The organism is Pseudomonas sp. NPDC089428 (genome assembly GCF_044749325.1).
Taxonomy (GTDB): Bacteria; Pseudomonadota; Gammaproteobacteria; order Pseudomonadales; family Pseudomonadaceae; genus Aquipseudomonas.
In genome coordinates this window covers 494212-516135 of sequence record NZ_JBIVHT010000003.1, presented here as the reverse complement: position 1 = coordinate 516135, position 21924 = coordinate 494212, and the positions used below count along the sequence as shown (strand labels likewise).

Annotated in this window: 22 protein-coding genes; 7 read left to right on the top strand and 15 right to left on the bottom strand. The window is 63.8% G+C overall.

What is annotated here, in order from left to right; genetic code table 11:
• The first annotated feature begins 137 nt into the window (after positions 1-137).
• Complete coding sequence (locus ACIPZ5_RS08705; RefSeq protein ID WP_261942934.1) at positions 138-764, top strand: TetR/AcrR family transcriptional regulator; 627 nt, start codon at positions 138-140, stop codon at positions 762-764.
• Positions 765-858: 94 nt separating this feature from the next.
• Positions 859-2091 carry a multidrug effflux MFS transporter gene (locus ACIPZ5_RS08700; RefSeq protein ID WP_261942933.1) on the top strand — a complete coding sequence of 411 codons (1233 nt, stop codon included), beginning with the start codon at positions 859-861 and terminating at the stop codon, positions 2089-2091.
• A gap of 56 nt (positions 2092-2147) precedes the next feature.
• Here the strand turns inward: ACIPZ5_RS08700 and ACIPZ5_RS08695 are convergent, their stop codons facing one another.
• The 7 genes from ACIPZ5_RS08695 to ACIPZ5_RS08665 all read right to left on the bottom strand — a co-directional run bounded on the left by ACIPZ5_RS08695 (position 2148) and on the right by ACIPZ5_RS08665 (position 9967).
• Positions 2148-3371, bottom strand: coding sequence for an MFS transporter (locus ACIPZ5_RS08695; protein ID WP_400807817.1), 1224 nt, complete (start codon positions 3369-3371; stop codon positions 2148-2150).
• 89 nt (positions 3372-3460) lie between these two features.
• On the bottom strand, positions 3461-3853 hold the full coding sequence (locus ACIPZ5_RS08690) for a DUF6379 domain-containing protein (RefSeq protein ID WP_400807814.1): 393 nt from the start codon (positions 3851-3853) through the stop codon (positions 3461-3463).
• Between the two features lie 11 nt (positions 3854-3864).
• Complete coding sequence (locus ACIPZ5_RS08685) at positions 3865-4875, bottom strand: sugar phosphate isomerase/epimerase family protein (RefSeq protein WP_400807812.1); 1011 nt, start codon at positions 4873-4875, stop codon at positions 3865-3867.
• A gap of 21 nt (positions 4876-4896) precedes the next feature.
• Complete coding sequence (locus tag ACIPZ5_RS08680) at positions 4897-5664, bottom strand: TIM barrel protein (RefSeq protein WP_400807809.1); 768 nt, start codon at positions 5662-5664, stop codon at positions 4897-4899.
• A 102-nt stretch (positions 5665-5766) separates the two neighbouring features.
• The gene (locus ACIPZ5_RS08675) at positions 5767-8241 is read right to left on the bottom strand and encodes a beta-glucosidase (protein WP_400807806.1); all 2475 of its coding nucleotides are present in this window, start codon (positions 8239-8241) and stop codon (positions 5767-5769) included.
• Positions 8234-8854: an NAD(P)H-dependent oxidoreductase gene (locus ACIPZ5_RS08670; RefSeq protein WP_343599820.1), complete on the bottom strand. Its 621-nt coding sequence runs from the start codon at positions 8852-8854 to the stop codon at positions 8234-8236. The genes ACIPZ5_RS08675 and ACIPZ5_RS08670 overlap by 8 nt, the downstream gene beginning before the upstream one ends.
• Positions 8855-8869: 15 nt before the next feature.
• On the bottom strand, positions 8870-9967 hold the full coding sequence (locus ACIPZ5_RS08665) for an LLM class flavin-dependent oxidoreductase (RefSeq protein WP_400807804.1): 1098 nt from the start codon (positions 9965-9967) through the stop codon (positions 8870-8872).
• A gap of 461 nt (positions 9968-10428) precedes the next feature.
• Here ACIPZ5_RS08665 and ACIPZ5_RS08660 point away from each other — a divergent pair, with 461 nt between their 5' ends.
• Positions 10429-11070 (top strand): TetR/AcrR family transcriptional regulator, encoded by a 642-nt coding sequence (locus ACIPZ5_RS08660; RefSeq protein ID WP_400807801.1) that lies wholly within the window; start codon positions 10429-10431, stop codon positions 11068-11070.
• Positions 11071-11169: 99 nt separating this feature from the next.
• Here ACIPZ5_RS08660 and ACIPZ5_RS08655 read toward each other — a convergent pair whose 3' ends face one another.
• Entirely contained in the window at positions 11170-11952 is a 783-nt protein-coding gene (locus ACIPZ5_RS08655) for a class I SAM-dependent methyltransferase (protein ID WP_400807798.1), read from the bottom strand.
• 107 nt (positions 11953-12059) lie between these two features.
• On the opposite strand from ACIPZ5_RS08655, the gene ACIPZ5_RS08650 reads away from it, so the two are divergent.
• Positions 12060-12680 (top strand): energy transducer TonB, encoded by a 621-nt coding sequence (locus ACIPZ5_RS08650; protein WP_400807796.1) that lies wholly within the window; start codon positions 12060-12062, stop codon positions 12678-12680.
• Between the two features lie 2 nt (positions 12681-12682).
• Here ACIPZ5_RS08650 and ACIPZ5_RS08645 read toward each other — a convergent pair whose 3' ends face one another.
• The 7 genes from ACIPZ5_RS08645 to ppc all read right to left on the bottom strand — a co-directional run bounded on the left by ACIPZ5_RS08645 (position 12683) and on the right by ppc (position 19827).
• A complete protein-coding gene (locus ACIPZ5_RS08645) occupies positions 12683-13372 on the bottom strand; it encodes an extensin family protein (RefSeq protein WP_343599812.1) in 690 nt (229 codons plus the stop codon).
• A 6-nt stretch (positions 13373-13378) separates the two neighbouring features.
• Complete coding sequence (locus tag ACIPZ5_RS08640) at positions 13379-14209, bottom strand: isocitrate lyase/phosphoenolpyruvate mutase family protein (protein WP_343599810.1); 831 nt, start codon at positions 14207-14209, stop codon at positions 13379-13381.
• Positions 14210-14237: 28 nt separating this feature from the next.
• Complete coding sequence (locus tag ACIPZ5_RS08635) at positions 14238-15107, bottom strand: DUF72 domain-containing protein (protein WP_400807794.1); 870 nt, start codon at positions 15105-15107, stop codon at positions 14238-14240.
• A 3-nt stretch (positions 15108-15110) separates the two neighbouring features.
• The gene (locus ACIPZ5_RS08630; RefSeq protein ID WP_313713442.1) at positions 15111-15398 is read right to left on the bottom strand and encodes a hypothetical protein; all 288 of its coding nucleotides are present in this window, start codon (positions 15396-15398) and stop codon (positions 15111-15113) included.
• A 131-nt stretch (positions 15399-15529) separates the two neighbouring features.
• Entirely contained in the window at positions 15530-16204 is a 675-nt protein-coding gene (tsaB, locus tag ACIPZ5_RS08625; protein ID WP_261942918.1) for a tRNA (adenosine(37)-N6)-threonylcarbamoyltransferase complex dimerization subunit type 1 TsaB, read from the bottom strand.
• Positions 16205-16291: 87 nt separating this feature from the next.
• Positions 16292-16942, bottom strand: coding sequence for an adenylate kinase (gene adk / locus ACIPZ5_RS08620; protein WP_028691565.1), 651 nt, complete (start codon positions 16940-16942; stop codon positions 16292-16294).
• Between the two features lie 257 nt (positions 16943-17199).
• Positions 17200-19827: a phosphoenolpyruvate carboxylase gene (ppc, locus tag ACIPZ5_RS08615; RefSeq protein WP_400807790.1), complete on the bottom strand. Its 2628-nt coding sequence runs from the start codon at positions 19825-19827 to the stop codon at positions 17200-17202.
• A 170-nt stretch (positions 19828-19997) separates the two neighbouring features.
• Here ppc and ACIPZ5_RS08610 point away from each other — a divergent pair, with 170 nt between their 5' ends.
• The 3 genes from ACIPZ5_RS08610 to ACIPZ5_RS08600 all read left to right on the top strand — a co-directional run bounded on the left by ACIPZ5_RS08610 (position 19998) and on the right by ACIPZ5_RS08600 (position 21872).
• On the top strand, positions 19998-20342 hold the full coding sequence (locus tag ACIPZ5_RS08610; protein WP_400807788.1) for a pilin assembly protein: 345 nt from the start codon (positions 19998-20000) through the stop codon (positions 20340-20342).
• A gap of 274 nt (positions 20343-20616) precedes the next feature.
• Positions 20617-21030, top strand: coding sequence for a DUF4398 domain-containing protein (locus ACIPZ5_RS08605; RefSeq protein WP_261942915.1), 414 nt, complete (start codon positions 20617-20619; stop codon positions 21028-21030).
• Positions 21031-21080: 50 nt separating this feature from the next.
• A complete protein-coding gene (locus ACIPZ5_RS08600) occupies positions 21081-21872 on the top strand; it encodes an OmpA family protein (RefSeq protein ID WP_400807785.1) in 792 nt (263 codons plus the stop codon).
• The last annotated feature ends 52 nt before the right edge of the window (positions 21873-21924 follow it).

Sequence of the window (21924 nt, the reverse complement as noted above, 5' to 3'; positions counted from 1 at the left end):
TTCTTGTTGTTGATAGCAAGCAGCGATGCTTGCATATAGAACTATAATTCTGATTCTATGCCTCATACTTGATTGCCTTTTCATACCCGTCAAGTTTTTCCTTGCGGGCCACCAGAAAAAACTCCAAGCTTGCCGCCATGACCTCATCGAACGTACGCCCGCCCCAGCAAGACCGCAGCCGCCAGTCCCTGGAAAAAGTGCTCGCAGCAGCGCGTCAGCTGCTGTGTGAAAGCCTGACCGCGGACCTCACCCTGCACGACGTCAGCAAGACCGCCGGTGTCTCGATCGGCTCGATCTACGGCCGCTTCAAAGGCAAGGACGACTTGCTGCAGGTGGTGTTCGAGGATGCCCTGGAGACGATGGACCTGGAGTGGCAGAGCCTGATGAGCGACCTGGGTGCCCGTCCATTGACCCTGTCCGAGCGCTTGCCGCTGCTGGTCGACACCCTGGCCGAGCACCTGGCGCGGCATGCCGCGATCATCAAGCCGTTCATGAACCGTGCCGGCCACGCCGACATCGCCCGCAGTGGCAAGGCGGCCCACGCACGCATGGCGGATGCCTTCATCGCTCAGGTCCGCGCCCACCAGGCTGAAATTCGCCATCCGGACCCTGAGCGCGCCGTGAATTCCTGCTTCCGCATCATCTACTCGTCACTGGCCCGCTTCCTCGGCCTGGGCTCGGCGGCCGACGCTGCTGGCGAAGGCGACTGGACGCACCTGAAGCAAGATCTGGGCACCATGAGCGTGCTGTTCCTGACCCACTGACCATCCCCCACCTCGGCTGAATGTTCGATTCGGATTGGCGCCGCCCACAAATTAGAATTAGAATTCTCATTTCATCCATTCGGGAGGTTTGCCCTTGAAGGCCATAGACCCGCACGCACGCGCTTTTCTCATATTGCTGGCTTCGGTGAGCGCCCTGGGCGCGCTTGCCATCGACATGGCGTTGCCGGCCAACGGCAGCACGGCCCTGGCACTGGGGATTGCCCCGGAAGCCATGGCCTGGTCGCTCAGCGTGTTTCTTGCAGGCTTCGCCGCTGCGCCGTTGCTGGCCGGCCCGCTAAGCGACCGCTTTGGTCGCAAGCCTGTACTGCTGGCTTCCCTGGCACTGTTCAGCGTGGCCAGCATCGGCTGCGCGTTGTCGGACAGCCTCGGCACATTGCTGGCCTGGCGGTTGCTGCAGGGCATCGGCGGTGGTGCTGGAAGGCCGGTCATCCTGGCGGTGATGCGCGACTGTTTCCAGGGTAGCCAGGCACGCAGCAAGCTGTCGTTCATGGCTGCCCTGGGCATGCTCGCGCCGCTGTTGGCGCCGGGCCTGGGCGCGGTGCTGATCGGCATTGCCAGCTGGCAGATGCTGTATGTGTTGCTGGCCGTCTACGGCATCGGGATCGGCCTGCTGTTCGCCCGTGGCTTCCAGGAAACCCTCGCCTCGCCCCTGCTGCAGTTCAGCCCAAGGTCGTTGGTCAGCGGTTACATGATGGCGCTCAGGGAACCACAGTTCCTCGCCGGCACCTTGGTCACTTCTGCCTCGTTCGCCTCGATTTTCGCCTATGTCGGCGCCGCGCCAAGCCTGTTCATCGACGACCTGGGGCTGAGCCCGGACCAGTTCGGCCTGACCTTCGGCGCCTGCTCGGCCGGGTTGATCGTGGGGGCTGTGAGCAATGGGCGCCTGAGCGCCAGGCATGTCGAGGCTCACACGCTGCTGCTCGCCGGCGCCGGGCTGGCCGTGGCGGGCTGTGCAGGGCTGGCTGTCTGCGCGGTTGCCGACGCCCGTTCTGTCTGGCCTTGGCTGGCTTCGATCATTGCGCTGACGATGTCTGGCGGCTTGGTCAGCGGCAATGCCACGCAATTGGCCTTGCAGCCTTTTCGGCAGCACGCGGGCAGCGCCAGCGCACTCATGAGTGCGTTGCAGATGGGCGGCGCCTCGTTGGCAGGCGCGCTGGTGGCAGCCGTGGCGTCAATTGGCGCCGGCCCTTCGATGGTGATGGTCTGCGCCGCCTGCCAGGTGTTCATGCTTGGCGGCATCGTCTGGCTGCGCGCCCAGGCACGCCATGGGCTAGCGGCCAGCGCGACGGCCGAATCAGGGCACTGAAAAGTAAAAGGGCCTCCTGAACAGGAGGCCCTTTCATTCACCGCAGTGGCAACCTTTCACGCCGGGACCTTGCGCAATGCGTGCCCATGGCCCGACAGGGTGTAGGCGAAGATGGCCACCCCCAGTAACAGCCCCACGCAACCCAGCACCGAGAACGGCACCATGATGCTGCCCTCGGCGTGCACCCGCAGCAGGTTGACGAACAGCGGGCTGACGAACATCCCGGCGAAGAAGGCACTGGACCACGCCCCCATCGCCCGCCCGCGGTGCGCAGGCCCCACCAGCGATGCCACCCAGAAGATCATTGCGCTGACGGCCATGCCGGCACCCACCTGTTGCACCACCGCGCCTACGCCCATGGCCACGGTGCTCTGCGCCATGCCGATGACGATCATGCCGACGCCGATGAGCAGCAGGGTGACCGTAAGCACGCGCTCCGGCGTGGTGCGGCTGGAAACAAACCCGAACAACACAGCCCCCAACGGAACCGCAAGCGACGCCAGCGACATCAGCACGCCGATACGCTGGGGCGACGCGCCGTCCAGGGCATGGAACGCGCTGCCGGCGTTGATGGTATAGACGTAGTACACCACGGCAATCAGGAAGGTGAGCGAGCAGATGGTGGCGATGCGCAGCCAAGGGAACACCGTGTCATCGATCAACGGCTCGTCATCGTGGCGCTTGCCGGCATCCGGCTCGAACATCCACACCTTCATCGCCAGACCAAGCGGGAAGGCAATGGCGTAGATCCAGAACGCGCCATTCCAGGCCATGGCAGTCAGGTAGCCGGAACTGGCGATGACGGCTGCAGCCAGCGACGGCCCGATGAAGCCCTGAATCGCCAGCCAGAAGCGCCGCCGGCGGACGTTGAAGTAGTTGATCAGCATGGTGTTGGCCAGCGTCAGCACTACAGCCTCAGCCAAGCCCACGCCCAGGCGGCTGGCGAAGATCACGGCCAGTGACTCGCACCACAGCGGCATGGTGCCGCAAAAGCCGAACAGCACCGTGGCGCCGATCAGCAGGCGACGGCGCCCGAGCCGATCCGCCAGCAAGCCGGCGAACGGCGCGGTGAACGCGATCATCAGGCCAGGTGCGGTGATCATCAGCGGGATCAGCACCTGTGCGTACTGCACATCGGCGAAGTGCTCGATCAGGGTTGGCACCGCCGGCGCCAGCGAGACGATGGCAAGGATGGGCAAAAAGCCCGTCAACACCATGATGAGCCCCTGCGCCAACCCGGCGCGTTGAGGGGTTTCAGCTGCAGATTGGGTATTTCCCACGGTCTTCTCCTTCATTGTTCTTGTGGAGATGAAACAAGCTGGGCACGCAGCAAGGCGAATCGGACCAGGCCGATTCGCCTGCACTCGGGTTACCGACTCAGCGCGACTTCCGTCTCGCAGGTGGTGACGGGCACGAACGGCAGGTAGGAGATGCGCAGCTTCTCGGCCAGTTTCAGGCGATGCTTGCCCTCGGTCAGGCCTCCGGGTTTGAGCACGATCAGCTCGGCTTTCTCACCGAAGTTCCAGCGGTCGTCATAGACGGTTTCCAGCTCATCCAGGCTCCAGCTTCGCCCGCGCACGCTAAAGCGGATGGCACTGCGCTCGACCGCCTCGCCATCGACGCTGATGGCGATATCTTCGATCATCGACAGGCCCAGGCCGCGGTAATACGGCAGGCGGGCCAGGAAGCGGAAGCCGGTAACCTGGCCGCCTTCGACGACGTTGTTGAAACCTTCCTGGCAAATCATGTGTTTATCGAACATGGGAACAATCCTCAGGCAGCCAGCGCGGCGGGCAGGTCTTCGTTGAGCAGTTTGCAGAACATGCGGTGTTGCAGGCGAACCTGATGCAGGCTATCGACTTCGGCGGCATCCTCGATCCAACGGTTGCCTTCGTACTCCGAGCACAGGTACCCCTCGTAGCCGCCCTTTTGCAGCACGCGCACGATTTCGTCGTAGGGGATCGACCACTCCTCCAGCGCCTCGGTCATCTCGTAGAATTTGGCGTGGATGTTGTGGATACGCGGCATGAAGTCGAGCATTCGCTTGGGCTCGAACGCTGCGTTGTGGCGCAGGGTCTCGGCCATCGCCATTTGCGGGCCCGGGCCCCACTTTTCCATCACATCGAGGATCACGTACTCGCTCAGGCGGCGGTCCTCGAAGCTTTTCTCGATGAAGTCCGCAGCCTCGGCCGGGCAGCCGTTGCGGATGAAGCGTTCTTTCCACACCCGGGGGTAACGGAACAGGAACATGCCCATGTCGGGCAAAAAGCCCAGCGCCTGGCTGCCGGAGCGCTCGTAGGCCTCGGCGTGGCGGATGATCCAGGGATGGTCGAAGTGCAGCGGTGCATGGACCTCCAGCAGGATCTTCAGCCCCAGTTCTTCGGCATAGGGGGCTGCCGCCACCAACACTTGAGGGTCTACCGAAACCAGCGAACGGACGTATTTCATGCCCAGCCGCGCGGCAAACGCCAAGTCGTTGCGCACGCTGCGCACTTGCTCGTCGAACGGCATCGGCCGACCCTTGTAGCGTTTGTAGTCGAGCATGAAATCGTGGCTGACTGGGACGGTTCCATGCTTTTTCATCAAGTGGTGCCAGTGCTCGATGGCGGTATCGGCCACGCCCTGTTCCGGCCACCCGGCAAAGGTCTGCTCGCCGATGATCTCGATACCCATTGCGCCCATGTCGGCGCAATGGCGAATGCAGTCGGCCAGGTCCATCTTGCCGAGGAAGGTTTCGTTCTGGAAGCTGTACAGGCTGACGCCGCGTTTGATCTTGTTGTTCATGACGGTTTTCCTGAAGGGCTGTTACAGGCCGGTGGCTTGTCGCGCGCTGGCCAGCGATTGCAAGGAAGGCAGGGTGGGTTTGTATTCGAGGCCGATGGCTTGCTGGTAACCCAGCACCTTGAGCCGTTGCAGCAGGTCGCTCCAGTCGAGTTGACCGGTGCCGGGCTCGTTGCGCCCCGGCAGATCGGCGATCTGCACGTGGCGCACCAGGTGCATGCGCCCGGCCAGCACCTCCTCCAGCGATTCATCCATCACGCTGGAGTGGTACACGTCGAACAGCAGCTTGAGATGTGGGCTGCCGATCGCCTCGATGATGTCCAGGGTTTCACGGGTGTCGTGGAGGAACATGCCGGGGTGATCGATACGGGTGTTGAGCGGCTCGACCAGCAACTCGATACCCGCCGCCTCAGCCAGGCCTGCGGCCTCGGTCAATGCCTTGATCGCCGCGGCGCGCTGTTCGGCCCGGGATACGCCCTCGCGGGTGAAGCCAGAGGCCACGATCAGCGGTGGCGAGCCGACTTGCTGGCTGGCCACCAGGCTGTCACGCACCGCCTCGATGAACTCGCCATGCTGGGCCGGATCGACCAGGCTACGGCGCGGGTCGACGCAGAAACTGGTCAAGGTCACGCCGGTTTCACGCAGGGCTTGCGCCACCTTGTCCATGGGCTTGTCGCGCCATAGGTGAAACTCGACATGGCTTAGGCCAGCGGCCTTCGCTGCGCGGATACGGTCGGCGAAATCCGGGCAGTCATCCTCAAAAAGCCATTCGATACAGGCTGATGGATACACGTTTACCTCCCTGTGCGGCGGTGCTGCACCGCCATTTTCATGAACGAGTATTCGTATTCTGATTATTGAGCAGTGAGCCATAACGATGGCACCTGCGCACAATCATTTATCTCGTGATTGCCTTATCACAGGCGCCGATGATTGAGGGAACAGCGAATGCCATGCTCCCGCCTCCACTTGCCCCTGGTCATCGACATGGAGCGCCAGCTGCAGCCAGCCCTCGGTGCTGGAAGCACCTAAGGTCAGGCGATAGAGGCCGGGCCGCAAGCGCCAGCGCTGCCCCTGGCAATCCCAACGGGAAAAACTGCGCGCCTCGAGCACCAGGTTGGCAACCGCCCTCCCCATCGCCGGCACCTCCAGCGCCTGGAACGCTTCGAGGGAATACCGCCCTGGCTGCCCATGTTCGGGCGGGGCCTCAAGGTAGAGTTGCGGGACAGCCTTGCCCGGGCGGGCCGAGCTGTTGAGCAAGGACAGGCTTACGCTCAGGGCGTCGACCCGCTCACCGGACAGTTGGGCCACATCGGGTTCGATCGAGGCATAGCTCAGGCCATGGCCGAACGCGAAGGCCGGCTTGAGCGACTTCGCTGCAAAATGGCGATACCCCACCCACCATTGCTCGTGGTAACGAAGGCTGCCGGTCGCTCCCGGTGTCAGGGACCAGGCTGGGTAGTCCTGTTCCTCTGCGGCAAAGGTCACCGGCAAGCGCCCGCCCGGCTCGCGGTCACCGGCCAGCACCGAGGCCAGTGCCGGGCCGAAACCTTGCCCCGGGTACCAGGCGACGATCACCGCAGCGGCTTGCTTGAGGCAAGTGGTGTCAACCGGGTGGGCCACGTTGAGCACTACCACGGTACGCGGGTTGACCTCGCAGACCGAACGGATCAACGCTTGCTGAGCGGCACTGAGCTGGGTGGTGTCGCGGTCGACGCTCTCCAATCCGGCGTCGGCGGTTTCACCCACCATCAGCACCACACTGTCCACATCCCCTGCCAGCGCCACGGCCTGCTCAAGCAGATCGCCCTGCTCGGGCGGCCGGCAGCCGAACCACAGGCCATGGGCCAGGCTGCGGCCAATGTTCATCGAGAACTCGAGTGCAACCTGCTGGCCCGCCTCAAGCACCACGTCCACCGTGGTGTGAGGGCTCTGCATCAGTTTGCCCATGATGTCACCGGACAAGGTGACGCCATCGAAGCCAGCCCGCAGCTGCCCGTCGATAAACAAACTGACCTCGCCCGTGCCACCGAGGAAGAAGCGATGCACACCCTTGCGTTGGGCTTGCATGACCGTGCGAGCGGTGACGTTGGCAGTGCCTTCGAGCGACAGCAGGTCGCCCACGCCGGGCATATGCTTGAACCAGATGAGTGATGAGGCGTGTCGGAACTCTTGATGCACCTGGCGCCCCTCGCCATCACGGAAGGTCACATTCAGGTTCAGCGGCTCCCGGGCTGCCCCGCGACTCAAGGTCAAAGGCGGGATCCGGTACTCGGCGACCACGCCTTCGGCATATTGCACCTGGTCAAACCGCGCCATGATCGACGCGACCGGCATTTCCGTCCCTGGGTCGAGGGCCACCTTGGCAAAGGTGCCGCCCTGGAAGCAGGGCTGGACGGCATTGGGGCCGATCACCGCTATGCGCTTGTCCTTGCCTGGATTGAGCGGCAGCAGGCCATCATTGCGCAGCAGCACCATACCGGCTGCGGCCGCGTCTTCGAGCACTTGCCTGCGCCTGGTTTCGGCAGTGGTGCTGGCGTCATACGGCAGTGGGTTGGCCACCCGTTCGGCCAGGCGCTGCAGGCGCTGAACCGCCTCTACCACGTACTTGCCGTTGTCTTGCGAATCGGCCAACGCTTCACCCATGTGGCGAGCAGGCCCTGGCATTTCCAGGTCCAGCCCGGCCTTCAGGCTCGCGAGGCCATTGTGGGTGCCGAACCAGTCTGACATGACCAGACCATCCCAGCCCATGCCCTGCTTGAGCCAGCCGATCACTTGGTCCAGCTCGGCGCAACGCACCCCGTTGACGCTGTTGTAAGCCGTCAACATGCCCCATGCCCCGCGACTGGCGGTGTATTCGAACGGGCGGAAGTACACCTCTCGCAGGGTTTGCTCGTCCACCGCCACATTCATGTTGCGCCGGTCGGTTTCCGAGTCGTTGCAGACCAGGTGCTTGACCACCGACGCCACGCCCCGCGACTGCACCCCGTCGGCCCAGGCGCCACCCAGGTGCGAGATCAACAGCGGATCTTCGCCGAACAATTCGAAGGCCCGGCCCGCCAGTGGGCTGCGCATCAGGTTGAGATTGGGTGCAAGGATACCCTGGATGTCCAGGCGCAGCGCCTCATCGCCCACCACCTGGCCAACCTGGCGTACCAACGCGACATCCCAGCTCGCTGCCAACGCAAGGCCACAAGGGGTGAGCAATGCCAGGTCGCGCTCGTCGACCCGCCCGCCGGTAATGCCCATGGGGCCATCGGAAAGGCGCACGGACTTGAGCCCGATAGCCGGCAGCGGGTGGGTCGACCACATGTCCTGCCCCGCCGTGAGGTGCGCCATCTGGCGCCAATCGGCCCCCAGCCTATCCATGGCTGACCCTCTGCCCTGCGCCCTTGCGCTGCGGCGCCAATACCAGGCTCTGCTCGGCCAGCGTGGCCAGCGCGGCGGCCACTTGCGCGTCAGTGCAATGCCCGTGCGCATCGAACAGCGCTGCACCCGCGGTATTGAGCGTCACCCCCAACGGCGTCGGCCAGCCTCGCAGCGCATGGACGATGGAGCGCAAGGCGCCCAAGGTAGTGTTGCAACCTTGCCAGCCGGCTGCGGTGACAATGCAGCCTACCGCACGGCCATCCAGATAGACCCGGCTGTCCTGGCGCAAGTCTTCGAGCAGGTCGATGGCGTTCTTCACCAGCCCCGATACCCCACCGTGATACCCCGGCGTGGCAAAGATCACACCGTCGGCAGCTCGTACGGCCTCGATCAAAGCCTGCTCGGCCGGCGTGCGCTCGATCGTCTGCGGGTCGAAGGCGGGCAGCGCAGCCAGTTCCGCGCCACCGAACAGCAAGGTCCGCGCGCCCAGTTGCCGCGCACGCTCCAGCGCACAACGCAGCGCTTTCTCCGTGCTTGACCCTGGTCGTGTGGTGCCACCGATACCGACGATCAATGGCCGATCGGCATCGTGTAAATGAACGGTATGTTTCATGGCCTGAACCTCCCCTCAACGGAACTGCGGCATGACTTTGCGCGAGAACAGGTCCAGCGACTGATTGGCAAAGCCTATGCGCTGCTCGGTCAGCGGCCCGTTGGTAAAGCCCATCAGCACATTGCCTATGCCCAGTTGCTGATGCTTGTGCAGCTCCTCGGCCACCTGCTCCGGCGTGCCGTGCAGGCACCAGGTTCTGATCCACTCCGGGCTGAAGCAGTCCGGGTGCGGATGCAGCGACACCCCGCTGAGCACCTCTGCCCGCTTGTTGTAGTGGTACTCACGGTCAATGGCCTGCTTGTAAGCCTTGAGGATCTGCATCAGTTCCTCTTCCGCCTGTTCCGCGCTTGGGGCCAGGTGCACGCACTGATAGGTGTGGGTGGTCCACGACAGGCAGTGCTCGATCACCTCTGGCGCATGCCCTGCTTCGTGCAGTGCATCTCGATAGCGGAGGAAGTAGCGGGTCAGTTCCGAGAACGGATCGGCACTGGCCGCCACCGGCGGCGTAAACGCCGGGATGAAGGCCGGCCAACCTGAGTCGGCGGCACGTTGCATGCTGGTTTCGCGCAGGGCCACCGGCATGATGCGGTTGAATTTCTTCTGGTAGGCGGTCGGCACGATACGCTGCACGACGGCGCCCTTGTAATGCGCGGTCTCGAAGCTGATTGGTTCGTCCTCGATCTCCTTGTCCCAGAGGCGCTGCACCAGGTCGAGGTTCTCCTGCAACAGGGCCGAGGCCTGCTTGTAGTTGACGCCGAAACCGATCATTTCCTCTGGCGTGGTGCCACTGCCTACCCCTACCAGCAAGCGCCCATCGGTCAGTTGGTCGAGCAGGTTCACTCGCTCGGCGAAACGCACGGGGTGATGCAACGGCACGGTGGTCACCGACATGCCGAAATGCACCCGCTTGAGCTGAGCGGCCAGATATGCCGCAAACATGAACGGGTCGCTGGACATCGGTGCATAGCCGGTGAAATGGTGGTCCGGCATGAATACCGCATCAAAGCCCAGGCGCTCGGCAGCGCGGGCGTGTTCCACCAAAGCGTCCATGACAAAACGGTCTTGCTCGGGGGCGGTCGAGCGACCGACCAGGAATGCTGAGAAGCGCATCATGTGTGTCCTCTTATTGTCATGATGAGTGACTGGAGCAAGCACTGCGGGGTCGGCAACAACCATTCAAACCCAACAACAGAATTAGAATTCTTATTCCAGTTGCTCGAGAATAGTCAGGCTTTTGCAGACTCGTCAATTGGGGTTCGAGGAAAAAAACGGCCGCCAGCGCCAAATCGCACCGCAGTAGCCGTGCCAGAGCGCTAGCCGATTTTCGGCAGCAACGGCGGCGGATCGGTACCGGAGTTGTTGAGAGGCACGAACAGGTCGCCTCAATCGCCACAAAGTCACTGATTCGATGGAACACCGGTCTCTGCCATACTGACCATGGCCTTTGTAGGCTGCTGTTTGATACGCCAGACGATTCAAATGTTGGTGAAATGCCACGAAAACATCATTAACGAGGGTCGCGACATGCAGCCGGAGGCCGTTCGAGCCGGTAAGATGGGCGCCCCTTCAAGCAAATGCGGATTCCAATGTCCAACGACGCACCCAACGGCCCGGGCCGGCCCAAGGACCTGGCCAAGCGCGAGGCTATCCTCGAAGCCGCCAAGGCCCTGTTCCTCAGCCTTGGCTATGCCAACACCAGCATGGATGCGGTCGCTGCGGCGGCAGGTGTTTCAAAGCTCACGGTCTACAGCCACTTCACCGACAAGCAGACGCTGTTCGGCTCGGCGGTCATGGCGACCTGCCAGAACCAGTTGCCTGACTTGATCTTCGAGTACCCCGAAGGGGCGCCGGTGGAGGATGTGCTGCTGAACATCGGCCGTAGTTTCCAGGCGCTGATCAGCAGCGACGAGGCGGTCAAGCTCAGCCGCCTGATCATGGCACTGGGCAGCCAGGATCCGGGGTTTGGCGAGTACTTCTATGAGGCCGGACCGAAGCGCGTGCTGGCAGGGATGGAAGCGTTGCTGCGCGGGATCGATGAGCGCGGGCTGCTGCGGATTGCCAATCCGTTGAGTGCGGCGGAGCACTTCTTCTGCCTGATCAAGGGCGCGCCGGATTACCGTTTGCTGCTGGGCTGTGCCGGGCCGCTGCAAGGGGATGAGGCGGAGGCGCATGTGCGCGAAGTGGTCGGGTTGTTCATCCGGGCCTTCAAGGCCTGAATCAGCCTGTACTGGCCTCTCGCGGCTAAAGCCGCTCCTACAGGTATGGCGCGATCCCTGTGGGAGCGGCTTCAGCCGCGAAGAGGCCGGTGCAGGTAGTCAGGCCTTCAAGGCTTTCTTCGGGTAGATGTCATACCGGCTCGACTTGCCTTCCAGGCTATGGCTCGGCTTCGGGCCGTCGATGATCGGTGCCTTACGCGGGCGTTTCACCACCACCCGGTGACTGGCCAGCGCCAGCGCAGCTTCGAGCAACGCCGGCGCATCCAGGTCATCGCCAACCAGCGGCCGAAACACCCGCATGTCCTTCTTCACCAGCGCACTCTTGTCGCGATGCGGGAACATCGGGTCGAGGTAGATCACCTGCGGCGGCTCGCCCTCCCAGGCGCGCATGCGCTCGATGGCATTGCCGGTAAGCAGGCGCATGCGGCCAACGATGGCCCCCACTTCTTCATCGCCTCGGGCCCGCGCAAGGCCATCTTCCAGCAACGCTGCAATCAGTGGCTGGCGCTCGATCAGGGTCATCTGGCAGCCCAGGCTGGCCAGCACGAACGCGTCCTTGCCCAAGCCCGCCGTGGCATCCAGCACCTGCGGCCGCACGCCCTGGGCGATACCGACCGCCTTGGCGATCATCTGCCCGTTGCCACCGCCGAACAGGCGCCGATGGGCGGCCTGGCCCTCGACGAAGTCGACCCGCACCGGCCCCGGTGCCTGCGGCCCCAGCTGCTGGATCTGCAACCCATCGGCGCCGACTTGCACGGCAAATCCGGCGGCCTCGTTCTCCAGCGGCAAGCCCAGGCGTTCGGCCCAGATGGCTGCCTGCGCCGCGTACTCCGGCGCCAGCGCCTCGACCCTCAGACCTGTGCCCTGCTCCTGCTCTTCCATCTCAACCCGCACTCGAAAAAATTGATGAAGCCCTTAATGAATCACCGGCCGCGGCCGATACAGGCAATATCCCGCTATTCTGCCAGAGCACAGCGCGCACGACTGCCATGTCAGAAACTCTTCCCATCGGTTTGACCTACTTGTCGCCTGTCGGCAACTACGGTCGGCAGAATACCCAGGCACTCGGGGGCGTCAGCCACCTGTGGCAGGATTTCTTTGCCCGGGCGATGGCCGAACAACAAGCGGAAGAACCGGACAGTGTCAGCCAGGCCATGGTCCAGTATGACCAGGCCAGCGGCGAGCCGATCGGTGGGGCCAAGGCCCTGGCCTTGATCGAAACCCAGCGCGCCTGCCCCGTGCAGGACACCATTGTCACACCGCCCGAGCCCCTGTTCCTGCCCAAGGCGGAACTTGAGGCCAACCTGCTGGAGCCGGCGCCGGAGCCGTTCAGCGTTGCCGAGATGATCCAGCAGCAGCGCCAGCTCGACATCAGCAACAACTGGCTGCGTCCGATTGTCATGAGCCAGGGTCAGCCACTGGCAGAGCCCGGCCCGGCACCCTCCCCGCGCCCGCTGCGCCTGCCAATTGCCGAGTTCGAGATGAACCTGCTCGACCCCGCGCCAGAGCCATACGACGAGGCGACCCTGGCCAAGCAACAGAACGACCTGGAATTCGACATGCACTGGGCACGCCCAGTGGTGCTGAACAACGTTCGCGTGCACGCCTGAGGTCAGCGGCAGACCTGCCAACGCCCCATATCCAGATGAAAGTGATTGTGGTGGGCGGCGTTGTAGTCAGGCCCCAGCACCGTGCTGAAACTGTCGCAGGCCGCTTGCCGCACCTGCCTCAGAAATTCGCCCTTCTGCCCACTCGCCTGCCAGTCCCGCGCCAGCACGATGCGCTGACCGTCCGCCAGGCGAAAGCCGCTGATGTCCAGCGCGTTAGCCGTAGCATGCTGGCTCAGGCGCCCCTGCTTGCGGTTGTAGACATTGCGGCAGGCAAAACTACCCAGGTGATCCACCTGCACCACAGGCTGGCCGAATACCCGTTGTGCAGCCGCTTGCAGCCCATGCTGCTCGAACAGCGCATAAGCCACTGCCAATGGGCAACTGGCGAGGAAGCTGCTGCTCAGCCGGGCTTGCCCTTGCTCGATGCGCCACACATTCTGCAGCGGGCAGTTGGCTGATGCCGGGCTGTCGGCTTGCGCCCGGTAACGCAGGCCGGAAGTCTCCAGCGTCTGGCGGCACAAGCCTGGGTCGTTGCGCAGCCGCGACAGCTTGTAGGTTGTCAGCCAGTTGGCCGGCTGACGCACATCCAGCGTCGCCCAGGGGTTCCAGGCGTCCGGCAGGCGCCAGCCGAACTGCCAGGCCAGGCCCACCGTCAACATTAGCAGGCCGCACAACAGCATCAGTGCGCGCATGACGCCTCAGCGGCGGAACAGGTCGTTGAGCTGGGCGAACGGCAAAGCCTGTTCGCCATAATTGAAAGTACCGTGATCACGAATTTCCACGGCCGCGCGCTGCAATGCCCCCAACGCTGCGCGCGCCAGTGACGAACCAACGCTGATGCGGCGCACGCCCAGGTCCTGCAACTGATTGACGCTCAGCGGCACACCGGCCAGCCCCATCAACACGTTGACCGGTTTCGGTGCCACGGCCTGTACCACCGCACGCACTTCATCGGCACTGCGCAAGCCCGGCGCATAGAGCACGTCGGCACCCGCCTCGGCGAAGGCCTGCAGGCGCAAGATGGTGTCATCCAGGTCCATGCGCCCGTGCAGCAGGTTCTCCGCACGGGCACACAGGGTGAACGGAAATGGCAGGCTGCGCGCGGCCTCCACAGCAGCCCTCACCCGCGACACGGCCAGATCGAAGTCATAGATCGGCGCGGCGGCGCGGCCGCTGGCATCTTCGATCGAACCACCGACCAGCCCCGCTTCGGCGGCACGCAGGATGGTCTGCGCGCAGTCCTCGGGCAGGTCGCCAAAACCGTTTTCCAGGTCGGCGGCCACTGGCAGAGGCGTGGCATCGACGATCAGCGCGGCATTGTCCAGGGTTTCATCCAGGCTCAAGGCGCCTTCTGCATCCGGTCGCCCGAGGCTGAAGGCCAGGCCTGCGCTGGTGGTGGCCAACGCTTCGAAGCCGAGACTGGCCAGCAGCTTGGCGGATCCGGCATCCCAGGGGTTGGGAATGACGAAAGCGCCGTCACGCTCGTGCAGTGCCTTGAAGGCTTCGGCTCGCAGGGTCTGTACATCCATGGTCACAACCTCCGGGGTCAGGGAAAGGTCAGAGTAGCCCCAGTTGTTCGACCTCGGGGGCGCGTGGCAATTCAGGCAAAGGCGCCAGGCCAGGCAAGCGGGCCATCAGCCGCTGGTGGAAGCGTTGAGCCAGCGCGGCGGCCAGGTGGTTGTCGGAGGTATGCAGGAACACATACGGGCTGCGCCCTTCCTCGATCCAGGCGGCGACCTTGTCGACCCAGGGGGTAAGGAAGGTTTCGTTTGCCTCAAGCTGCGGATGGCCGATGAAGCGCACCTGCGGGTGCTGGCTGAAGGCAGCGGGGCGCGGGGGTACCTTGGGCTTTTTCGACTGCGCGTGCAGCACGGCAGGGTCACGTGAAGTGCAACTGAACAGGGCACGGGGGTCGAGGCAAATGCGCTCCACGCCACGCTCGTGCAGCAGGCGGTTGAGCAGCCGCTCTTCCTCACCCTTGGCGAAGAACGCCGGGTGGCGCACCTCCACGGCCACCGGTACGCCGATTTCGTCGAGGAAGTGGCACAGCTCGCCGAGCCGTGCAGGGCCGAACTGGGCTGACAACTGCAGCCAGTACGGCGATACGCGCTGGCCCAGGGGCGCCATCAGGCGGGTGAAATCAAAGGCAGGCTCAAGCTGATCACGCAAGTCACCCTCATGGCTGATGTCCCCGGGAAACTTGGCCGTGAAACGAAAGTGCGGGGGCATGATCTGCGCCCAGCGCGCGATGGTGCCGGGTGCGGGGCGCGCATAGAACGTGGTATTGCCCTCGACAGCGTTGAACACCTGGCTGTAGTAGCCAAGCATTTCACCGGTGCTGGCGTCGGCAGGATACAGGTAGTCGCGCCAGGCGTTTTCGCTCCAGGACGGACAACCCACAAAATATGGCAGGGGTGACGGATTCATCCATCAAATGTACAGGTCGAGCCCCAGTACTTCCATGTCCCAATCGGTAAAACCGGCCGTGCTGAGGTAGCTGGCCAGCGCCGTGGCGGTGCGCCGGTCACGGGCGCGAGGGAACACCATGTCTTGCTGGCGCGCCGGCAGGCCTGCCGGGCGACGGCGGGCAGCCGCTTCCTGGGTGGCTTCGCTCTCTTCGATCAGCTCGGCATCGTCGACGCTCTCGTCGCGCACCGCTGCCTTGCGCGGCGTGCGCTTGATCGGGTAGGACTGCGATGAGAAACCGTCGATACGCATGGCGTGAGCACTCAGGACCAATGATGGCAATCTAGCAGCATCAGAGTTCCGTCGCTAATGCTCGAGTGATAACTGGACCACAGTTTGCGCCGAAGGTTTTATCGTCAACCGCGATAACCGACGAACAGCACTCAGCGCGCCTTGGGTGTGGCTACATTATCGCGCAAGTAAACCGGCTGCGCCTGTTCGGCGACGATAGCCTCGCCACGTGCCCAGGCAAAGCTGGCCAGGCTGAGGATGTCCAGCGCATTGGGCAGTGCCGCGGGGTTGCTGGCACTGGCCTGCACTGCCAGGCGCTCGGCATAGCCCCAGCCGGTACCGGCACCGAACCAGTCACCGCTGCTGCCCTCCGGCAGCGCCACGCGCTCAGGCGCCAGGACTGCCTCCAGGCCCTGCAGGCGCATCTCGCCGGCCTCGGCCTTGTAGCACCCCCAGTACACTTCATCCATGCGCGCATCGATGGCCGCTGCCACCTGTTGCACACCGTGCTCACGCAGCGCGCCCTGGGCCAGCGCAGCCAGGTTGGACACCGGCAGCACCGGGCGCTCCAGCGCAAACGCCAGGCCCTGCACCACACCAATGGCAATGCGCACGCCGGTGAATGCACCCGGGCCACGGCCAAAGGCGATGGCATCCAGTGCATTCAGCGCCACGCCGGCATCCGCCAGCAGCTGCTTGATCATCGGCAGCAGCTTCTGCGCATGCATGCGCGGGATCACCTCGTAATGGCTGGTCACCTTGCCGTCATGCAGCAGCGCGACGGAACAGGCTTCGGTGGCGGTATCCAGGGCCAGCAGGGTGGTCATCGAACAGGTATCCAGGTGCTAGGGAAAAGAGCGGCAGTATAAACGACAACGGCCCGCAAGCGGGCCGTGGTGACGCATGGCGTTGGATCAGCTCAGCGCTGCCAGCACCTTGGCGGTGATCGACTCGACCGAGCCGACACCTTCGATGTGGCTGTACTTTGGCTTGCCGGCATTGGCAGCCGAGAGCTTCTGGTAGAAGTCCACCAGCGGCTTGGTCTGGCTGTGGTAGACCGACAGGCGGTGACGCACGGTTTCTTCCTTGTCGTCGTCACGCTGGATCAGGTCTTCGCCGGTGACGTCGTCCTTGCCTTCCACTTTCGGCGGGTTGTACTGAATGTGGTAGGTGCGGCCCGAGGCCAGGTGCACACGGCGGCCTGCCATACGGCCGACGATTTCTTCGTCGTCGACGGCGATTTCAACCACGGCGTCGATGTCCACGCCTGCGGCAACCATGGCTTCAGCCTGCGGAATGGTGCGCGGGAAGCCGTCGAACAGGCAGCCATTGGCGCAATCCGGCTGGGCGATGCGCTCCTTGACCAGGCTGATGATCAGCTCGTCGGAGACCAGCTGGCCGGCATCCATGACTTTCTTCAGTTCCAGGCCCAGTGGGGTACCGGCCTTGACGGCGGCACGCAGCATGTCACCGGTGGAGATCTGTGGAATACCGAACTTCTCGGTGATGAACTTTGCCTGAGTACCTTTACCGGCCCCGGGAGCTCCCAGCAGAATTACGCGCATCTCGTGCTCCTCAAATTTTTTTATGAAATTCAATGGATTCGGCAATCGAGGCCAAGTCCGGAAAATCGGGTATGACCATAAAACGGTCAGAAGGCTGCTCAAGATACACAGCGCCCGGCAGCCAGACAAGCGTCCCAAAGTTGCAGCAATGCGCCATCTGTAACCAGAGCCGCAGGTGGTTGCGCCCGGCGCAACCACCCTCACCGCCCTGTTCTGGCCCATTCCTTGCCGAGTGGCAAGGGCCGCAGCAGCAGGCCTCAACCGGTGTTGCGCAAGCCTGCTGCAATGCCTGCCACGGTCACCAGCAAGGCCTGCTCCAACGGGCTGTCCAGAGCGGCTTCGCGGCGGCGCGAACGGGCCAGCAACTCGGCCTGCAAGCGGTGCAGCGGGTCCAGATAGGTATTGCGCAGGCTGATGAATTCCAGGGTCTCTGGGCTGTGTGCCAGTAGCACCGGCTGCCCGGTCAGGCCCAGTACCACCTGGCACGACTGCGACAATAGGTCGCGCAGGTGCGCACCAAGCGCAAGCAACTCTGGTTGCACTAGACGTTCGTCGTAGGCCTTGGCAATTTCTGCGTCGGCCTTGGCCAGAACCATCTCCAGCATGTCGATGCGGGTGCGGAAGAACGGCCACTGCTCACGCATCTGCGCCAGCAGCTCGCCCTGGCCACGCGCCAAGGCATTGCTCAGGGCCGTTTCCCAACCCAGCCAGGCCGGCAACATCAGGCGTGTCTGGGTCCAGCCGAAGATCCACGGGATCGCCCGCAAGCTTTCAATGCCACCGGCACGGCGCTTGGCCGGGCGGCTGCCCAACGGCAGGCGGCCCAGTTCCTGCTCGGGCGTGGACTGGCGGAAGTATTCGACGAAGTCCGGGTTTTCCCGCACCACGCCGCGGTAGGCCTTGAGGCCATCGGCCGCCAGCTGGTCCATCAGTGCGCGCCAGGCCGGTTCTGGAGGCGGTGGTGGCAGCAAGGTGGCTTCGAGCACGGCGGCCAGGTATAGGTTGAGGTTCTGCTCGGCGATGCCCGGCAAGCCGAACTTGAAGCGGATCATCTCACCCTGCTCAGTGGTGCGGAACCGCCCTGCCACCGAGCCTGGCGGCTGCGACAGGATCGCCGCATGGGCCGGGCCGCCGCCACGGCCGACGGTCCCACCACGGCCATGGAACAGCAGCAGCTCGACCTGATGCTCGCGGCAGATGCGCACCAGGTTTTCCTGGGCGCGGTACTGGGCCCAGGCGGCCGCCGTGGTGCCAGCGTCCTTGGCCGAGTCGGAGTAGCCGATCATCACTTCCTGCGGCCCGCGCAGGCTGGCGCGGTAGCCCGGCAGGCCAAGCAGTCGCTGCATCACCGGCCCGGCGTTATCCAGGTCGGCCAGGGTTTCGAACAGTGGCACCACGCGCATCGGCCGGGTCAGGCCGGCTTCCTTGAGCAATAGTTGCACGGCCAGCACATCGGAGGCGGCGCCCGCCATCGAAATCACGTAGGACCCCAGCGAGGCGCCCGGTGCAGCGGCAATCTCACGGCAGGTAGCCAGCACTTCCGCCGTCTCTGCCTGCGGTTTGAAGTGCGCCGGCAGCAAAGGCCTGCGGTTCTTCAGCTCGGCCTGGAGGAATTCGATGCGTTGCTCTTCGTCCCAGTCGGCATAACTGCCCAAGCCCAGGTAATCGGTGATTTCGGCCAGTGCGTCACAGTGCCGGGCTGCGTCCTGGCGCACGTCCAGGCGGCCGAGGAACAGGCCGAAGGTAACCGCCCGGCGCAGGCTGTCGAGCAACGGGCCATCGGCGATCACGCCCATGCCGCACTCATGCAGCGACTGATAGCACAGCTCCAGCGGGGCGATCAGGTCACGGTTGTCCACCAGCACCTCGGCGCTGGGCGGCTGGCTGCTGGTCAACGCGACCTGGGCCCAGGCACGGGTCGCGCGCAGGCGGTCGCGCAACTGCTTGAGCAGCGCCCGGTACGGCTCGGCACTGTCACCTACCCGCTCACGCAATACCTGGCTGGCCTGCTGCATGGACAGCTCGGCCGCCAGCGCATCGACATCACGCAGGAACAGGTCGGCCGCCATCCAGCGAGCCAACAGCAGCACTTCACGGGTCACAGCAGCCGTGACATTGGGGTTGCCGTCACGGTCGCCGCCCATCCACGAGGCAAAACGGATGGGCGCGGCTTCCAGCGGCAAGCGCAGGCCGGTGGCCTCGAACAGTGCCTTGTCGACCTTGCGCAAGTGGTTGGGAATGGCATGCCACAGCGAGTGCTCGATCACCGCGAAGCCCCATTTGGCCTCGTCCACCGGGGTTGGCCGGGTACGGCGTATTTCCTCGGTGTGCCAAGCTTCGGCGATCAGCCGGCGCAGGCGCTCGCGCACCTGCTGGCGCTCGGCGGGGGTCAGGTCGCGATGATCCTGCACGGCCAACTGGCCGGCGATGGCATCGTATTTCTGGATCAATGTGCGCCGCGCCACTTCGGTGGGGTGTGCGGTCAGCACCAGCTGGATATCGAGCTTGGCCAGTTGCCGAGCCAGGGCGTCATCCTTGTGCCCGGCCTGCTTCAACCGTGCCAGCAGTTCGGGCAACACCCGCGCTTCGAACGGTTCTGGCTGGCCAGCATCGCGCCGGCGGATCAGCTGATACTGCTCGGCCATGTTGGCCAGGTTGAGGAACTGGTTGAAGGCCCGCGCCACCGGTAGCAGGTCTTCTTCGGCAAGGTCCGCCAAGGTCGAGCTCAACTGCTCGCCAGCGCTGCGGCGGTCGGCCTTGGCACTGTGGCGGATGTCCTCGATCTTCTGCAGGAACGCATCACCGTGCTGCTGGCGGATGGTCTCGCCCAGCAACTCCCCCAACACATGGACATCTTCACGCAAGCGCACATCGATATCAGTCATTGGCTCTCTCTTCGGCGCGGCTCGCCCGCACTCTGCTCAGGAAACAGCACTGGCCCAAGAGTGCCCACTGCCAAGGCGCAATGGCAAGCCGAGATCGTGCAAAGCAAACTAAAATCAAGGCACAGCAGTCCCAGGCAATGCAGCCTTTTCTGGCGTTGACAGAGGTCATCATGAAAATCCGCGAACTCGCCCAGCACTGGGAACAGAATGCCGCCGGCACCCTGAGCCCCACCGGCCATGCGTTGCACCTGGACTTGGAGTCCGAAGCTCGCCTGGCCGCCCTGATCGACATGTACCCCAAGCGCACCGCCGAGGAACTGCTCGGCGAACTGGTCGCCGCCGCACTGGAAGAACTGGAAGCCAGCTTCCCTTATGTGCAAGGCCGCAAAGTCATTGCCATCGACGAGGAAGGCGACCCCTTGTTTGAAGACATCGGCCCGACGCCGCGCTTTCTGGCCCTGTCGCGGCGGCATCTGCACGATCTGAGCAACACCGGCGACAACAGCGACAACTGAGCAACACTCCGATTTTCCGGGCCTGCAACGGGCCCGGAAACCACGCCCGGCACACAAAGTTCCAGGCAAATCCCGCTGACCGATTAGTCAGAAATAGATAGGTAGCCCGGGCAACTTTTTCTGAACCTTTCAAAAAACGCTCAAGTCCCAGCCAATAGCCATCACGCTAAAACCCTGCACACCTGCCGTGGTGCATCGTTCAGCGCAAGCGCAGGCAATGTCAGGGATTGAGCGATGGACTGCTACGGACATCGTCGTTATCAGGAGTGATCCAATGGAGCTGACCACCATGAAGACCCGCACTGCAAAACGCTTATCCACCCACGTGCGCGGGCTCAAGCTGGCCGCGCTGGCCCTCGGCAGTAGCCTGGTCCTGGCCGGCTGTGCGGGCAACCCGCCCACCGAGCAGTACGCCGTTACCCAGTCCGCCGTGAATTCCGCCGTCAGCGCGGGCGGTACCGAGTTCGCCGCCGTGGAAATGAAAGCGGCCCAGGACAAGTTCAAGCAGGCTGAAATCGCCATGCACGACAAAAAGTATGACGAAGCCAAGCTGCTGGCCGAGCAGGCCGAGTGGGATGCCCGCGTCGCCGAACGCAAGGCCCAGGCAGCCAAGGCCCAGAAGGCCGTGCAGGATGCCCGCCAGGGCGTTCAGGACGTACGTCAGGAAGGTCTGCGCAGCGCGCAATGAGCGCCGCCACGCCAACCCGAGCCTTCGCAACTGATCAAAGGATGAACACTATGCGCAACCACGTCATGATTCCCGCCCTGCTGGCCCTGAGCATCGGCCTCGCCGCCTGCTCCCACAACCCGAACCCCAACCTGGAGTCGGCCCGCAGCAACTTCTCGGCGCTGCAGAGCGACCCGCAATCGAGCAAGGTCGCCGCGCTCGAGACCAAGGATGCCCAGGACTGGCTGAACAAGTCCGACAAGGCCTTCATGGACCGTGAAGACAGCAAGATGGTCGACCAGCTCGCCTACCTGACCAACCAGCGCATCGAGGTGGCCAAGCAAACCATCGCCCTGCGTACCGCCGAGAATGAACTGAAAAATGCCTCGGCCCAACGTGCCCAGGCCAAGCTCGATGCCCGCGACGCGCAGATCGCCAAGCTGCAGGACAGCCTCAACGCCAAGCAGACCGACCGCGGCACCCTGGTGACTTTCGGTGACGTGCTGTTCGACTTCAACAAGGCCAACCTCAAGAGCAACGCCTACCCGAACATCACCAAGCTGGCCCAGTTCCTTCAGGAAAACCCGGAGCGCAAAGTGATCGTCGAGGGCTACACCGACAGTGTCGGTTCGGCCAACTACAACCAGAGCCTGTCCGAACGCCGCGCCGCCAGCGTGCGCATGGCGCTGGTGCGCGCAGGCGTAGACCCGGCGCGCATCGTCGCCCAGGGTTATGGCAAGGAATACCCGGTGGCGGACAACGGCAGCAACTCGGGCCGCGCGCAGAACCGTCGGGTGGAGGTGACCATCTCCAACGACAATCAGCCGGTGGCACCGCGTTCGGTGAGCCAGGTCAGCCAGTAAGACCGGTTGGCTAAATGACAAGCCCCGCGATCGATGCGGGGCTTTTCTTTGC

Bases quoted from the DNA above. Each gene is read 5' to 3' on its own strand.
- ACIPZ5_RS08705 (WP_261942934.1), top strand. From the start codon at position 138: ATGACCTCATCGAACGTACGCCCGCCCCAGCAAGACCGCAGCCGCCAG.
- ACIPZ5_RS08690 (WP_400807814.1), bottom strand. From the start codon at position 3,853: ATGTTCGATAAACACATGATTTGCCAGGAAGGTTTCAACAACGTCGTC.
- ACIPZ5_RS08685 (WP_400807812.1), bottom strand. From the start codon at position 4,875: ATGAACAACAAGATCAAACGCGGCGTCAGCCTGTACAGCTTCCAGAAC.
- ACIPZ5_RS08675 (WP_400807806.1), bottom strand. From the start codon at position 8,241: ATGGATAGGCTGGGGGCCGATTGGCGCCAGATGGCGCACCTCACGGCG.
- ACIPZ5_RS08670 (WP_343599820.1), bottom strand. From the start codon at position 8,854: ATGAAACATACCGTTCATTTACACGATGCCGATCGGCCATTGATCGTC.
- ACIPZ5_RS08665 (WP_400807804.1), bottom strand. From the start codon at position 9,967: ATGATGCGCTTCTCAGCATTCCTGGTCGGTCGCTCGACCGCCCCCGAG.
- ACIPZ5_RS08660 (WP_400807801.1), top strand. From the start codon at position 10,429: ATGCGGATTCCAATGTCCAACGACGCACCCAACGGCCCGGGCCGGCCC.
- ACIPZ5_RS08655 (WP_400807798.1), bottom strand. From the start codon at position 11,952: ATGGAAGAGCAGGAGCAGGGCACAGGTCTGAGGGTCGAGGCGCTGGCG.
- ACIPZ5_RS08650 (WP_400807796.1), top strand. From the start codon at position 12,060: ATGTCAGAAACTCTTCCCATCGGTTTGACCTACTTGTCGCCTGTCGGC.
- ACIPZ5_RS08645 (WP_343599812.1), bottom strand. From the start codon at position 13,372: ATGCGCGCACTGATGCTGTTGTGCGGCCTGCTAATGTTGACGGTGGGC.
- ACIPZ5_RS08640 (WP_343599810.1), bottom strand. From the start codon at position 14,209: ATGGATGTACAGACCCTGCGAGCCGAAGCCTTCAAGGCACTGCACGAG.
- ACIPZ5_RS08635 (WP_400807794.1), bottom strand. From the start codon at position 15,107: ATGAATCCGTCACCCCTGCCATATTTTGTGGGTTGTCCGTCCTGGAGC.
- ACIPZ5_RS08630 (WP_313713442.1), bottom strand. From the start codon at position 15,398: ATGCGTATCGACGGTTTCTCATCGCAGTCCTACCCGATCAAGCGCACG.
- tsaB (WP_261942918.1), bottom strand. From the start codon at position 16,204: ATGACCACCCTGCTGGCCCTGGATACCGCCACCGAAGCCTGTTCCGTC.
- adk (WP_028691565.1), bottom strand. From the start codon at position 16,942: ATGCGCGTAATTCTGCTGGGAGCTCCCGGGGCCGGTAAAGGTACTCAG.
- ppc (WP_400807790.1), bottom strand. From the start codon at position 19,827: ATGACTGATATCGATGTGCGCTTGCGTGAAGATGTCCATGTGTTGGGG.
- ACIPZ5_RS08610 (WP_400807788.1), top strand. From the start codon at position 19,998: ATGAAAATCCGCGAACTCGCCCAGCACTGGGAACAGAATGCCGCCGGC.
- ACIPZ5_RS08605 (WP_261942915.1), top strand. From the start codon at position 20,617: ATGGAGCTGACCACCATGAAGACCCGCACTGCAAAACGCTTATCCACC.
- ACIPZ5_RS08600 (WP_400807785.1), top strand. From the start codon at position 21,081: ATGCGCAACCACGTCATGATTCCCGCCCTGCTGGCCCTGAGCATCGGC.